Consider the following 16,890-nt stretch of genomic DNA (forward strand, 5'->3'; position numbering starts at 1 on the left):
ACACCATTGTCTTAAATACAATTACTTAATTTACTACTGCTTGCTATATAACTGATATCTATATAACTCAGTTGTATACTAGATAAAATCTATGAATACACTTATGAATACATCTATAAATATATTTAAACATCATAGTTCATATCTTGATATGAAAGTTAAAAAAAACAATGAATTCAGATACAAACAACCAACTTTAAATATAAACTAACAGAAGATCAACATAACATGCATTACTATTAACAATCTTTTTTCTAATTCCGAAAATTCTTCTATCTACTAATTAAAAAAATCATCGTGCATGACATATATACATAATATCAATCTAATCTATGATAATAAGGCTACAAACCAATATAATAAATTGTGAAACTGAAAAACATCTTTTAACACTTGTATTTTATAAAAAATAATAATATATCGCACACTGATTCTGAATCTATTGTTATCAAAAAAATTTAATGATATTTAGTCAATCTATCAAATAACTTCCATATTTATACTTACTTCAAATTAAAGTAATATATACTACTCTATGCTAGATTATATCTCTATATATCAAAATATATACTATACAATGAATTGCAATCACTTATATTTATATCAAAACATATCGAAGTTGAAATCATCAAATACAACTACAATAAAAAAATATTAATTATATCTAATACAATTTAAGGAATCACAATCCATCAAGAACTTCTTAATAAAAAGAATAACCTCTTCAAACCTAACTCGCTCAAACAGTAATAGTCTACCTTTAATAACTATCTGTCTCAGACAAAAAATAAAAAAATATCACTTTGCAAGAATTAAAGTTTAATATTAAACTTATTTTTAAATTAAATTAACATAAAATATTAATGACAATTAACTATAATATCCTATATACTTCCTTATGAAGCTGACTAGGCAGTCGCCGTCTTTTTCTTATCATAAAAAAGAAAAGGAAGGAGGAAAGTCCGGGCTCCATAGGGTATGGGTGCCAGGTAACACCTGGGTAGCGTAAGCTAACGACCAGTGCAACAGAAAGTATACCGCCAATATTCTATGAAATTAGAATTTTCAGGTAAGGGTGAAAAGGTGTGGTAAGAGCACACCGCGCATCTGGTAACAGATAGCGGCACGGTAAACTCCACCCGGAGCAAAGCTAAATAGGAGTTCGCTAATACGACCCGTACAGAACTCGGGTAAGCTGCTTGAACTAGTAAGCGATTACTAGTCTAGATGAATGACTGCCCTCGACAGAACCCGGCTTATCAGTCAGCTTCATAACTAGTTATAGTATGAAATACCTCATAATAAAATTTTTAATTTAAAATGATTTTTTTAAAAACTATTAAAATATTGAATTTTATATTCAATAACTCGTATTATAAATAATCAATAACCCTCTAATCCTTCTTATGAATATCATATACCAACATATACAGTAAAATATTTATCTATCACACAAACATAGCTATTTATCTATATTTAGATTAATTTTCATTAAAATTAAATTTTTACTTAAGTCTCATAGAAACAAACCAACCTTTAATACTCTTCCATTAATGAAGAATTTTAGTTAATAAAGAATCTTAATTAATATTTCATCACAAAAAGAAGCATTCCTTTTCTCAAATAAAAATGATAAGAGGTTGAAGCACATTACTATCCAAACTCATTCATACTCTCTTATAAAATCTAATACTAGTAATACTTCATGGGTTTTCTAAAAGACGACAAGATAAACCCTATCTAAAAAATTTTTTAATAAATAATTATAGACAAAATATTTCTGTATATTTTCTGACAAAACATATCATTATTGTAATATCCTACCTAAAACACCGCAAATATATTAATGTAAACTTAAATCTATTAGAAATAGTACTCCTAAGTACCTAACGATGATAAAAATCTTAGAAATATATATAAACAACTAAATTTTCTGAGATACAATAAATCTTACTGATATAAACCGATATCATAAAACTAGTTATTTAGATAAAAATACAGATATTTTTAAACTTATGCTCAAATCGTAGTAACTACATTCTTAAAAACGATATATAAATAGATAGATTTGTTAAATAATTTTATTGAGGTAAAAATGATTATTCAACCACGGACTAGAGGTTTTATCTGTGTTACTGCCCATCCAAGAGGTTGTAAATATAATGTAGAAAAACAAATAAAATATATTAAAACCCAAGGAGTTCTTGCACATGGTCCTAAAAAAGTTCTAATCATTGGCTCTTCATCTGGTTATGGATTGGCTATGCGTATTGCCTCTGCTTTTGGGTGTAGAGCCAGTACACTTGGTATATTTTTTGAACGCTCAGGAGAAAAAAATAAATCAGCAAGTGCTGGTTGGTATAATTCTGCTGCATTTACGGAACTAGCAATATTATCTAATTTATACGTAAAAAATATTAATGGTGATGCTTATTCTAATGCTGTTAAAAAGAAAACTATTGAAATCATTAAAAGAGATTTAGGAACAGTAGATCTTGTCGTATATAGCCTTGCTGCTTCGCATTGTACCGATCCAGATACTGGCCAAGTGTTGCGTTCCGTATTAAAACCCATAGGAACACCTATGATGACAAAAACATTAAACACTAAGACAAAAAAAATTTCCCATATCTTATTAGAACCTGCTTCACTGGAAGAAATTAATAATACGATCACTGTTATGGGAGGAAAAAACTGGCAAACATGGATACATGCATTACTTGAAGCTAATGTGCTATCCAAAGAAGCAAAAACCACCGCTTTTAGCTATCTTGGAGAAAAAATTACACACGATATCTACTGGAACGGCTCCATAGGTGCAGCAAAAAAAGATCTAGACAAAAGAGCATTGCATATACGAAACACCTTAATGACTAAAAATAACGGTGATGCCCGCGTTTCAGTTCTTAAAGCTGTAGTCACTCAAGCTAGCTCTGCTATTCCGATGATGCCACTATATTTATCACTACTCTTAAAAGTGATGAAAGAAAGAGATACGTATGAAGATTGTATCGAACAAGTATACTCTCTTTTAAAAGACAACTTATACAATCCTTTGCCTCTCTTAGATGAGATGGGTCGATTTCGAATGGACTCTAAAGAATTACACCCTGATGTACAAAATACTATTTCTAAACGATGGAAAATTATCACTAATGATAATCTTTGTGAATTGACTGACCTTTCTGGATATCAAAATGCTTTTATGCGTCTGTTTGGGTTTAACTTACCTGAAATTAACTATGAAAATCATGTAGACGCAGATATAAAAATTAAAAATCTAATTCAAATGTAATTACTTCTAAATAAAATAAAGACAATTCTGTAAAAATTATTCTAGATTTTACAAGATAGATGATAATTTATAAAAACTCATAAAAATGTATCATCAACCACCTTCTCTAAATTAAAAACATTTTAGCTATAGAACATTCTAAATCTTTTGAGGAAAGAAAATGCCCAATTATCTATAATTAATATAGATAATATTATATATCTCTAAAATTTTTGTACATGCACTACTATTTATCTTTTTATCCTTTCAAGATAAATAAAATAAGAAAAATCAAAATATAAAGATATGTTCTTTAATATTTCTTAAAAACAAAATATAGAAATATACTTTATATATTTTTAAAATCACGTATTACAAATGAAAACCACACAATAAAATACTTAAATAAATTATTCTGATATACTTAGTTATTCTATATTTGATAAATAAAAAATTTTATACTTACTTGCAAACATAACTGCCCCACATACAATCAAAGTCAAATAATACTACTTTGAATAAAATAATAATCCAAAAAAACCAATCTGATAATTTTAAAAAGGAAATACTCTTGATCTTCATTGATATAACTTCTGCAATATTCATTTTAATCCTTAAAAAAGAATTAAAACTATGATAAAGTAATTTTAATCATATCCATGAAAAATAAAATCGATGGTATGTTAGGAATCTAAAATAGAATATTGAATATTACTGACACCTTAATTTTAAATTGTAGTTTTTATGAAAAATATTCTTTATATACATATAAATTCACCCAAAGATGAGCATAACTATGGAACAAACCTTATCTATTCTTAAACCAAATTCTATAAAAAAAAATATTATTGGTGCAATTTTTAATCGATTTGAATCCGCAGGATTAAAAATCATTGCTAACAAAATGAAAATTTTGTCCGAAAGACAAGCTAGAGATTTTTATCAAGAACATCAAAGTAAATTATTTTTTGATAATTTAATTAAATTTATGACTTCTGGGCCAATTCTTCTCTCAGTATTAGAAGGACATAACTCTATACAGCGATATAGAGAATTAATGGGAGATACAAACCCATCTAAGGCTCTTGCGGGGACTCTACGATCTGATTATGCAGATAGCTTGACTGAAAATGCTATACATGGTTCTGATTCATCCGTGTCTGCAAAACGTGAAATTTTCTTCTTCTTCAAGAAAGAAGAAATACACCCAAGACAGAATTCATAAATATACTTAGCCGAAAAATTCTCTTTTATTTTAAAATGTCCTGTATATTAAAATTCTAATTTAAATACAAACTAAAGTTAGATATATATTTTATATATAGACGTCACAAAGTAACTTAGATATTCATAACTTAGAAAGTAATTATTATACTATCTCAATAAATAATCATAATGATTTCTAAATCATTTATGTTGATTAACAATCAAGCATTACAGTTTATAAAGAAATTATGATAGCATATTCTTACGTTAGTATTCATTGTATGCTTACTAAGATTATAGTAGTAATCATTATATCTCACAATATATATCTCTTACTAAATCTTTAACTAAAATGACCTCTATTTACTATCACACTTATTGATACATAAATCTATGAAATAAATATAAAATCTATCTATCTAGTATATTACTCACAACAAAAAAATCTGGCGTTCAGCTCATTAAGTTTTAATTTTCAACATTTTTACTTAAAAAAAAGATCTGATTTTTATACTATTCATAAATAACTCCTAAAAATATATACCAACATAATATATTATAATTATATGATATTATACCATAATACATGATACTATAAATTTTAAAATATTTAATATTTATAAAATAGACTGATTATACACAACTCTAATATAGAACTTGAATTTTATAACTTAGTAATAATTTTCAATAAAATATGGAGAATAATTCTCGTTTAAATGACTTCTTACTTTAATAAGAACCTGATCAATACTTGATTCTCTGTAACAGAGAATACTAAGGATTTTCATATATCATCATATTACTCTCGGTATTTTCTAAATAAAACGAAGATTTTTGAAACATGATGATTGATTACTGTATAGATCTTAATAAAAAATCAAAATCATCAAGTAATAGTAAATACTTGTATATCTATCATAGATTACAATCGATCTATTCAAAAAATATCAAAATAATTAAACAACTCTAAATAAAAAAATAAATTTACAAAACAAAATATTGAAAACTTGATACAAATTCAGATAAAATCAATCAGGTTGTTCTATGACATAAAGTAATACAATACATAGTAGAATTATTACGATTTTACTCACATACAGATATAAGTTATGCTCCCTATTATGTATACATTAAAATAATATCCCTCCTTTCCTTCAAAAGGAATAGTAGTATCTATATTATTATTTTTAAAATAAATTCAAAACTCATCATCCTCTATTCTACATCTAAATAACTATATTCTCTAATAAATTAGGATTCCTATAGAAGCTATTTACATGTACACTGATTCTCAATTCCTTTGATCTATTCTAAAAAACCAGAGACCACTTATGTTAGCACCAAACATCATATCCTTATCATCCTCAAATGACATAAGAATTAGTAAATCAGAAAAAATTAATCTATTAAACCTAAATCGTCAAAAAATGCATAAATTATTTTCTGATTTAAATGAAAAACCCTTTCGTGTTGAACAAGTGATGCGATGGATCTATCATCACTTCTATACAAATTTTGATGATATGACTAATATCAATAAACTATTTCGTAATAAACTAAAATCCATTGCAGAAATTCGTGCTCCAGAAGTAACAACAACACAAAAATCCTCAGACGGTACTATTAAATGGGGTATGCAGATTGGAAATCAACAAATTGAAACCGTCTACATTCCAGAAAAAGATCGCTCTACACTCTGTATATCTTCACAAATTGGTTGCAAATTAGCATGTAAATTCTGCTCAACAGCACAACAAGGGTTTAACCGTAACTTACAAACCTCTGAAATCATTGGACAAATCTGGCGCGCTATCACAATCCTTAAAAAAAATCTAATTACTAATCAACGCCCAATTACTAATATAGTAATCATGGGAATGGGCGAACCACTCTTGAACCTAAATAATATTATTCCATCTATTGAAATTATGTTAGATGATTTTGGCTTTGGTTTATCTAAAAGACGTGTTACTTTATCGACTTCTGGAATTATTCCGGCACTAGATAAACTAATAGAGAAAGTTGATGTGGCACTAGCCGTATCACTCCATGCACCAAATAATCAAATACGTAATCAAATTATGCCTATCAATCAAGTATATAATATTGAAAATATACTAGAATCAGTTAAACGCTATATTAACATGTCTCGAGCAAATAAAGGACGTGTAACTATTGAATACGTAATGCTCGATGGAATTAATGATAGCCAAAATAACGCGCATCAACTGGCAAAACTACTACAAGATACACCGTGTAAAATTAATTTAATACCCTGGAATTCCTTTCCGGGTGCACTCTTTCATTGCAGTTCGTATAGCCGCATTAATAGATTTGCTAAAATACTAATAGATCATGGTTTTACTACAATTATACGTAAAACACGTGGTAATGATATTAATGCAGCCTGTGGGCAATTATCTGGACACGTAATTAACCGGACTAAAAATATCATGTATGATAAAAGAATAGATGAAATAATTAATATTAACAAGCTATACGATTAATTGCACGTAGGATCACTTCCTGATTTAATCTGACTATATACAATCAACCACATTCAGATAAAACTCCTGAAAAATACAAGATATAATCTAATACAAATTATATAACAAACTACCTATCATAGAATCTACTTAAAAAAATAGATCAATAATATCAGTTGTTTTATATATATAAATACATAGAGACTTCAGAAAAAATCTGACTAATTCATATAATTTACGTACGATCTTAGACTTAACTTTAGAAAACTAAGGACAATCATCAGAATAAAAACAAATATTCAGATCTATAATTTTCTATTTCTAACTAAATTATAATTAAATTTTCTCTAATATCATGGAAGAAATACAAAATTAACCAAATTTCAATTTAAAAAAACATAGATTTTATCGATACAGATTTAAAATCAATAAATATACAATTTAATTTTCTATTTATAAGTTACAAAGAACTTTTAAAAAAAACATCCTTAACTACAGTAGTATAACCAGGTACAATAAATGAATAGACCACACAAATAAAATATTCTAAATAAAAAAGAAAAAATTCAAGCTAAGATATCACATTATAATAATTACAATCTACTCCCTCTGATCTAACTTGGTGTGATATAGTATTATGCTTATATAATATATAACAAAATATACAAAAACTAGATGGCTCCTAACGATAGAAATATAGATATTATTTTATATTTCCATAAATAAATCTGTAGACAAGATTAGATATTTATATGTTCAAACTAATCTAGAGAAATAAATAAGATAAACATTAGGGCTAATAGTAAGAAAATACTTTAACTTATGCTTCCTGTGAAATTTTATCAAAAAATATCCTATTTCTTTCAAAAAATTTAGATAGATTATTTTCCTTACTTTGGAAAGAAAGTTCCATTTTTGATATATAATTTCACAAGAAATTTAAAAAACTTTTCACTATCGATACAGCAGCGATATTTTTTTCTCATGACTATTGAAGCTACTCAAGATAAATACCATATAACTTTAATAGGAGAACGCTTACGGGATGCCCGTGAAAAAATGGGCCTAACACAGCAACACATTGCTGAGCGTCTCTGCCTAAAAGTATCTATTATTCAAGATATTGAAGAAGACACCGTCTCTTCTTCACTCGCATCAACTTTCCTGCGAGGCTATATCCGCTCTTATGCTCGTTTGGTTGAAGTTTCAGAAGAAGAACTTATTACACTTATGGAACAACAAATGCCAGTTAATGATACCAAAGTAGAAATTATGAAAAGCTACTCTCTAGGACAACAGAGAACCAAACGAGATAACTGGTTAATGCTAATTACTTGGCTAATTCTCATTTTGATACTTGGTCTTACCATGACTTGGTGGTGGCAAAATTACACGACTGCTTAAGACCATCTGGTATCTATTAAAAATTCAAATACAATTATTACAAGAGAGAATCATTAATGTTTTTTATAAATTTATACTTATATTAATCTAAACTAGAATAATGGATTAATACAAGATTTAATAATCTATATACAGCTCTAAAAGAGATACTATGAATCATAGTAAACTCAAAACAATACTTACTTAATCTTACATCTAACCGAGACCAAAATAATTAATTTTATAAGTTAATTAGGAATAGATTATTTGTTCTTTTCTGACAGAATGTATAATAATAAATTCTCATGAAGAGAATAACAATTAAGATAAGATTAGATAATACCAATAACATCTAATCCAAAAATTAGATAAATTTACTAAACCAATGTTCTTTTATTTAGAATATAAATTCTACACCTTTCTCTCCAGGCACAATAAAGATAACCCTGCACTTGAATGTTTAATGTTAAACTCATTTATCCTTATACTCCTTCTTTTAGTTTACCTTTAATTCTCACCTAATCCTTAGTTATTATGGAGAACAATATGAGTAATTTGAAACCTCTTACCCGTCGTAAATCAATGCGTATTAATATTGGGAAAGTTCCTATAGGTGATAATATGCCCATTTCTGTTCAATCTATGACCAATACACCTACAACTAATATTGAAGCTTCTATTTCTCAAATTCAATCTCTAGAAAAAGCTGGTGCTGATATTATTCGAATATCTATACCTACTATGGAAGCTGCAGAGTCATTTCGTATTATCAAACAACAAGTTACTGCTCCTTTAGTCGCAGATATTCATTTTGACTATCGAATCGCCCTAAAAGTTGCCGAGTATGGAGTAGACTGCTTACGAATTAATCCAGGAAATATCGGTAACAAACATCGAATTCGCCAAGTTGTAGAATGCGCTCGCTATCATAACATTCCAATTCGAATTGGAATTAATAGCGGGTCACTAGAAAAAGATTTACAAAAAAAATATAATAGTCCTACTGCAGAGGCTTTAGTTGAATCAGCTTTACGTAATATTAATCATTTTGATGACCTTAATTTTGACATGTTTAAAGTCAGTGTAAAATCATCTAATGTTTTAACCGCCATAGAAGCATATCGTCTTTTAGCTACACAAATTAAACAGCCACTTCATCTAGGCATTACAGAAACTGGAGGAGCGCGATCTGGAACAGTAAAATCAGCAATAGCGATAGGCTCCCTCCTATTGGAGGGCATTGGTGATACACTACGAATATCTCTGGCAACTGACCCAATCGAAGAAGTAAAAGTTGGTTTTGATATTTTGAAATCCCTACGTATTCGTTCACGTGGTATTAATTTTATCGCCTGCCCAACTTGCTCACGTCAAGAATTTGATGTTATTAATATAGTTAACACTCTAGAAAAACGATTAGAAGACATTCTTACTCCAATGGATATTGCAATTATTGGCTGTATGGTCAATGGTCCAGGGGAGGCTAAACAAGCGACCATAGCTTTAGTAGGTAACCGTAACAAAAGTAGTTTTTATGAAGATGGAATTCAGTTAAATACGCGAATCGACAATCAGACTCTTATGGATCAACTAGAGGAACGTATTCGCGCTAAAGCACTACATCTAAAAAAATAGAAATCATATTTAAGCTTGTGAATATTGCATAACTTATAATAAATCTTAAGATTATTATCTTATTAAAGAAATCCAATAGATATCAATTCATTAAAAAATTATGCAAAACATATACAATTTTATAAATCTATAAACCATAAGTAAAATTATATATTATTAGAAATAAAAGGGTAGATAGTGAAAAAACATAAAATTCAAGCACTTCGTGGTATGAAAGACCATCTTCCAATAGATATCTCTTGCTATCAACAAATCGAACGCATATTAAAACAAGTTCTAACTAGCTACGGTTTCAGTGAAATTCGTCTTCCAATTGTTGAAAAAACTTCGCTATTTGAACGCGCTATAGGTTCTATCACTGATGTAACAGAAAAGGAAATGTATACTTTTCAAGATCGTAATGGTGATAGTATTACATTAAGACCGGAAGGGACTGCTGGATGTGTACGTGCAGGAATTGAACATGGTATACTTTATCATCAAGAACAACGCCTATGGTACATGGGACCAATGTTTCGTTATGAACGACCACAGAAAGGTCGTTATCGGCAATTCTATCAAGTTGGTGCTGAAGTATTTGGCCTAAAAGGTCCAAACATCGATGCTGAATTAATTTTAATGACTGCAAGATGTTGGAAACTATTAGGTATTTCTCATTATCTTAGGTTAGAGTTAAACTCTATCGGATCACTAGAGACACGAAAGAAATATCATAATATACTTATTTCCTTTTTAAGAAATAACACTCCTCTTTTAGACAAAGATTGCAAAAATCGTGTATATTCTAACCCTCTTCGAATTCTAGATAGCAAAAATCCTCATATTCAAGAACTATTGAAAGATCTTCCGCCTCTAAAAGATTATCTAGATCTTGAATCCAATCATCATTTTTTAAGACTATGTGACCAATTAGATATCGCTGGCATTCCTTATCATATTAACCAACGTCTAGTACGTGGTCTTGATTATTATAATCGAACGGTTTTTGAATGGACAACCAATAGTCTAGGTGCACAAGGAACAATCTGTTCTGGTGGTCGATATGATGATTTAGTTGCAGAACTTGGTGGACAATCAACTCCAGCTATTGGTTTCGCAATAGGATTAGAAAGGTTAGCACTATTAGTACAAAATTTTAACTCAATACCAATATCAAATCAGATTATCGATGTTTATCTAATCACCAAAGGAGATAAACAACACAATTTAGGATTAATTTTGTCTGAACAATTACGTGACAGTATGCCTGACTTAAAACTAATAAGTAATTCCTGTGACGGAAACCTAAAAAAACACTTTACTTACGCAATGAAACTAGGTGCAAGATTTGTAATAATAATCAATAAAGATACAGAAGGTACAGAAGAACTAATTATCAAAGACTTTTTGAATAAAACACAAAAAAAAATAAAGAAAACCAATGCATACTCTAACCTTACTACACTTCTGCGTATGCATTTAAAAAATCCATGATATATCAACTTAGTTATTAAAGGTCTAAAATACAATAGAAGATACAGAGCTATTGAGCTAATATAAGACTATTTCTTATCTCTCAACAAAGATCATATAAAATTAGATATAATATCCAAAACATATATTAAACCTCATCTTTAATATTCATATAACTAAAAATTATTTATATAAAGACAGCTTGCTCATATTTTTCTGATAAAAATTTTTACATCTCTAATCTATATTAATAGATGCTTATCATTATTTTATATCATATCCTCTTTTACTTGATAAACCACATAATACCAAAGTTTATCAATAACAATCACAAACAAGATATTCTTAAATACAACTTTAAAGAATATTATAAACATAATACTTGTGTATTATTATACTAATAATACCTAAATACAAAAAATCGACTCAAGATCAAGAATTCATGACAAAGAACCTAAAAAAATTAAAAACTGTCTCGATTAAATAGAAACATATTTCATTGGCATAATGAAACCAAAACTTAAATTATGAGCTAGTTTATTTTGGAACAGTGTGTTGTACTAATAAAATGAGTAATTATATGTATTTAGTTGTATTACAATATATCTTCACGATAAAAAATCGTGCGCAACTCTAACCTTAAAGCCACTTATTTGCATTCAAGATATAAAATATCTATATGAAATTAATCTATCTAATCCTACTAACTCTCAGTCCTACTGATATCTCTTTTAAAGAGATATCACCTATTTACAAAACCAATCTAAAATAAAAAATTTTTTCTATCTAAAATAATATAAAAAATCTTTATATAGAACATACAGGTAACTTGTGAAAACAAAATTAAATATAAGTACAATTTTTTAAAAATTCATGGTTTTATTTAAGGTAGACGGTAAGATAGATCCATTAATGATTGTGGGATCTTAAATTAATAAAAAAAATAACGTCTATATATTAACATCTTATATGATGCATCCCTATACTAATATTTTAGTACTATAAAATTAGATCACACATTATTCTTATTTATATTATAAATATATAATCAATTTATTTTCTCCATATTTTGTATTAGTGAACATACTAATACAAAAATAAATCAAATTCATATATACTATACTTTACATATACTATATAATCTTGATCTTTTTACTTCTGAAAAAGATCTATTATAAAAACACTCAAACAATCTTACTAAATTTAAATTAGAATCCCATAAATTCTAAAAAACTATACACTAATAATTCTTAATTCCAAATAATTTTTCTCTTGATTCTATGAATGACATCTGTAACTAATCTAAAAATGAAAAATATCATTCATTTTTAAATGATAGTTCTCTTTTCATAAATCCAAAAAAGGACGACATAAAACATTCAACTATGTTGTAAATCCACATTAAGTTTCAATTACAAACACTACTATAGTCACATTAATAGACAAAGTATCGAGAACATACTCAAAGTATCTTTCTATTAAAATAGAATTTCTTTATTTAGTAAATAAAAGTTGTATTGTCACAATCTCAGTTTACACCCTTAAATTATATTAGGAAATACCCCATGCGCAATATTACATTTAAGATCCCTCATCTAAAAATCTCAAGATCAAGATATTGCACTCGTAATACTGCAAGTAGATATCAAGGATATCTTGATAGACAGTATCCTATACTCTAATAAAATATTTTAAAATAAAAATTGAGCAACTATAAAATAATATATTATTTATTGTAATTTACATATCTGTTTAGTTATCCTTAATGTGCACAAAAACTAAAATTCATTATGAACAATACCTTTATAATAAAAAGACAAGTCAATATCCTATTCTGACGGGTACACCTATTTTATATATAAAAGTTTTAATAATATAAAATATATTATATTTTAGAACATTGATAATTCGTCTTCATAGTGCTATATACTATCACTCTTTCTCTATAGTAGTATAGTAATATGAATTTATTTAGATGTATACGATAGTACATCTTATTAAAGATATTAAAATTAAAATAATTAATAATACAAATTATGTTATATAACATATAAATTAACTATAATTAGAAATTATATTTTATTAGATATAATATGCATTAACGATCATTTATCACAGAAGAATAAATATGCTATTTATGAATATTATAATAAAACCATATCATATACTGTTATGATTTTAAGAAACACACATGATAAATTTAACTAAAAAAATAATAATAACAAATAAATTAGACACGCTAAAAACCTAAAAAAAGAAAAAATAACCCATAACAGGAGAGAAACTTATGGCTGTACAAAAAAACAAACCAACGCGATCTAAACGAGGGATGCGACGAGCGCATGACGCCTTAACCACAGTTACGCTCTCCATTGATAAACTATCTGGTGAACTGCATCGTCGTCATCATATCACTTCAGATGGCTACTATCGAGGCCGAAAGGTCCTTTTCACTTAAATTACCATCTACCATTATTTTGAAAAATCTGACTTTAGCAATAGATGTCATGGGCGGCGATATAGGAGCCCACATGACAGTCCCTGCATCAATTCAAGCGTTATCACTTAATCCATATTTACATATTATTCTAGTTGGTGATCCTGTCATTATTAAACCGCTATTACTTAATACAGATATTTTCTTACTATCTCGTCTAGAAATTATTGCTTCTCAATCAGTTATTTCTGACAATGCAAAACCCTCTGAATTTATTCGATCTAGTCATGGAAGCTCTATGCGAATCACGTTAGAGCAAGTAAAAAACGGTAAAGCACATGCCTGTGTAAGCGCAGGTCATACTGGCGCTATTATGGGATTGGCTAAGCTCTTATTGAAACCACTAGCTGGAGTAGATCGTCCAGCATTAATGACTATTCTACCAAACCAAAAAAAAAGCAAGACTGTAATGTTAGATGTAGGAGCCAATGTTATTGTAGAAAGCAAATTATTAGTACAATTTGCCATAATGGGATCTGTAATAGCTGAAGAGCTCTTAGCTGTCCAAAAACCTCGTGTTGCTTTGATTAATATCGGTCAAGAACCAATCAAAGGATTGAACTCTGTTCAAGATGCAGCATATATACTTAAATTATCTAAAGAAATTAATTTTATTGGTTATATTGAAGGTCATGATCTCCTTTCTGACAAAACAGACGTGCTTGTTTGTGATGGTTTTGTAGGAAACATTATCTTAAAAACTATAGAGGGAATAGTAAGAATGTTTCTTTTACTAGTTCAATCCAACGGTCTAGAAAAAAAACCGAGCTATCACCAAAATCTACTAAAAAAATGGTTAGACGAAGATTTAATACATCAATTACATCATTTAAATCCTGACAAATACAACGGCGCTCTTCTTCTCGGATTGCAAGGCGTAGTAGTAAAAAGTCATGGTTCTGCGAATAATTTCGGATTTATCGCAGCCATTCAACAAGCTGAGCAAATAGTACAACAAAGAGTTCTCGACAGGATTTCAATGTGCGTACAAGCTTTATTATCTAAGAGTGACTAAGCGCACATGTATACAAAAATTATCGGTACAGGCAGATACCTACCCGAACAGGTGCGAACAAATTCTGATTTGGAAAAAATGATAGACACATCAGACGAATGGATTAAAACTCGTACTGGCATACAAGAGCGCCGGATTGCTCTACCTAATGAAACAGTAGCAACTATTGGTTTTCAGGCAGCTCAACGAGCGCTTGAAATGTCCGGCATCGAACAAAATGAAATTAACTTAATTATTGTTGCTACTACATCTTCAAGTCATGCTTTTCCTAGCTCTGCCTGTATGATTCAAAAAATGTTAGAAATTCATGATGCTGCTTCTTTTGATTTATCAGCTGCCTGTTCAGGTTTTATCTACGCATTAAGCGTAGCAGATCAATATATTAAAAGCAATTTAGTCAAGTATGCACTAGTCATTGGTTCTGACATCTTGAGTCGTATGTTAAATCCTAACGATCGTAATACATTAATTCTCTTTGGCGATGGAGCAGGCGCTGTAGTACTAGGTGCTAGAGAAGAACAAGGAATTATCTCTACTCACCTTCATTCAGACGGAAGATATGGTCATATACTAACATTGCCCAATCGAGATAACACTAAACCAAATAACAATACTTATCTTAGTATGACAGGCAGTGAAGTATTTAAAGTTGCTATCAATAAACTAACAAATATTGTTAAAGAAACCTTAGAAGCCAATAATCTTCAATGTTCTTCTATAGACTGGCTGATTCCACATCAAGCTAATCTACGCATTATTATTGCTACTGCCTGCAAGTTAGGTTTAGATATACATAAAGTTATCATTACTCTTGATCATCATGGAAATACCTCTGCAGCTTCCATTCCATTAGCTCTAGATGAGGCAGTCCGTGATAATCGCATTAAACATGGTCAATTAATTTTATTAGAAGCCTTTGGTGCGGGACTCACTTGGGGGTCAGCACTAATTCGATTTTAATCATGATTGCATATTAAAAAGGAAATCAAAATGAACAATATTGCAATGGTCTTCCCAGGTCAAGGATCGCAAAAAATAGGAATGCTGGCTAACTTAGCTCAAGCTTATAATCTAGTAGAAAAAACCTTTTTAGAAGCCTCTAATGTACTTGGTTATGATTTATGGAAACTGGTACAAGAGGGACCATCAGTAAAATTAAATACAACATACCACACCCAACCAGCGATTTTGGCTGCATCTTTTTCAATTTTTAAAATTTGGAAAGAAAAAAGTAAAAAAATACCTTCATTATTAGCAGGACACAGCCTGGGTGAATACAGCGCATTAGTTTGTGCAGAAGTTCTTAACTTCTCTGACGCAATCACCCTAGTAGAACTTCGTGGAAAACTCATGCAAGAAGCTGTGCCCTGAAGGCATAGGCTCCATGCAAGTAATTATTGGACTAGATCCACAATCTATAATGAAAATCTGTCAAGAATCTTCACGTGACCAAATCGTATCACCAGTAAATTATAACTCACCAGATCAAATAGTTATTGCAGGTCATAAAGAAGCCGTTGATCGTGCTAGTTTAGCCTGCAAACATTCTGGAGCTAAACTTACATTACCCCTATCAGTTAGCGTACCCGCGCACTGCGCTTTGATGAAACCAGCAGCAGAAAAACTCAGTATTGCACTTGAAAAAATAGATTTTCATTCGCCAATTTTTCCAGTAATAAACAATGTTGACGTGGTCATTGAAACTAAACCGAATGCTATACGTAACGCCTTAATTCGTCAGCTAGATCACCCAATACAATGGATAGAAATTATAAAATTTATTAAAAAAAAAGGTATTACCTGTTTACTGGAAATTGGACCAGGAAAAACTTTAACTGGCCTGAGTAAGCGTACTGAGCCTAGTTTGACGCTAACTGCAATAAATGATCAAGATAGCTTAGAAAAGGCGCTCGAAGTACAATACGAAGGAGGGAAATAATAA

Annotated in this window: 8 protein-coding genes, 1 other RNA gene and 2 pseudogenes; all 11 read left to right on the forward strand. The window is 29.3% G+C overall.

Going from position 1 to position 16,890, the window contains the following annotated elements; genetic code table 11:
• Positions 1-900 precede the first annotated feature (900 nt).
• The 11 genes and pseudogenes from rnpB to fabD all read left to right on the forward strand — a co-directional run bounded on the left by rnpB (position 901) and on the right by fabD (position 16,887).
• An RNA gene (rnpB, locus tag HACICURT3053_RS02425) (RNase P RNA component class A) lies at positions 901-1,275 on the forward strand.
• Between the two features lie 820 nt (positions 1,276-2,095).
• A complete protein-coding gene (gene fabV, locus HACICURT3053_RS02430) occupies positions 2,096-3,295 on the forward strand; it encodes an enoyl-ACP reductase FabV (protein WP_157992146.1) in 1,200 nt (399 codons plus the stop codon).
• A gap of 769 nt (positions 3,296-4,064) precedes the next feature.
• A complete protein-coding gene (gene ndk / locus HACICURT3053_RS02435) occupies positions 4,065-4,499 on the forward strand; it encodes a nucleoside-diphosphate kinase (RefSeq protein WP_157992313.1) in 435 nt (144 codons plus the stop codon).
• 1,312 nt (positions 4,500-5,811) lie between these two features.
• Positions 5,812-6,987 carry a dual-specificity RNA methyltransferase RlmN gene (rlmN, locus tag HACICURT3053_RS02440; RefSeq protein ID WP_157992147.1) on the forward strand — a complete coding sequence of 392 codons (1,176 nt, stop codon included), beginning with the start codon at positions 5,812-5,814 and terminating at the stop codon, positions 6,985-6,987.
• 963 nt (positions 6,988-7,950) lie between these two features.
• Positions 7,951-8,367 (forward strand): annotated as a pseudogene (gene rodZ, locus HACICURT3053_RS02445) (cytoskeleton protein RodZ); the annotation flags it as partial.
• A 528-nt stretch (positions 8,368-8,895) separates the two neighbouring features.
• The gene (gene ispG, locus HACICURT3053_RS02450) at positions 8,896-9,984 is read left to right on the forward strand and encodes a flavodoxin-dependent (E)-4-hydroxy-3-methylbut-2-enyl-diphosphate synthase (RefSeq protein ID WP_157992149.1); all 1,089 of its coding nucleotides are present in this window, start codon (positions 8,896-8,898) and stop codon (positions 9,982-9,984) included.
• 177 nt (positions 9,985-10,161) lie between these two features.
• Complete coding sequence (hisS, locus tag HACICURT3053_RS02455) at positions 10,162-11,457, forward strand: histidine--tRNA ligase (protein WP_269472358.1); 1,296 nt, start codon at positions 10,162-10,164, stop codon at positions 11,455-11,457.
• A gap of 2,266 nt (positions 11,458-13,723) precedes the next feature.
• Positions 13,724-13,894, forward strand: coding sequence for a 50S ribosomal protein L32 (rpmF, locus tag HACICURT3053_RS02460; RefSeq protein WP_157992150.1), 171 nt, complete (start codon positions 13,724-13,726; stop codon positions 13,892-13,894).
• Positions 13,895-13,913: 19 nt separating this feature from the next.
• A complete protein-coding gene (gene plsX / locus HACICURT3053_RS02465; protein ID WP_157992315.1) occupies positions 13,914-14,948 on the forward strand; it encodes a phosphate acyltransferase PlsX in 1,035 nt (344 codons plus the stop codon).
• Positions 14,949-14,954: 6 nt separating this feature from the next.
• Positions 14,955-15,908: a beta-ketoacyl-ACP synthase III gene (locus HACICURT3053_RS02470; RefSeq protein WP_157992151.1), complete on the forward strand. Its 954-nt coding sequence runs from the start codon at positions 14,955-14,957 to the stop codon at positions 15,906-15,908.
• A gap of 30 nt (positions 15,909-15,938) precedes the next feature.
• Positions 15,939-16,887, forward strand: a pseudogene (gene fabD, locus HACICURT3053_RS02475) (ACP S-malonyltransferase).
• Positions 16,888-16,890: the final 3 nt, after the last annotated feature.

Origin of the sequence: Candidatus Erwinia haradaeae, from assembly GCF_900698855.1 — a bacterium.
Lineage (GTDB): Bacteria > Pseudomonadota > Gammaproteobacteria > Enterobacterales > Enterobacteriaceae > Erwinia_E > Erwinia_E haradaeae_F.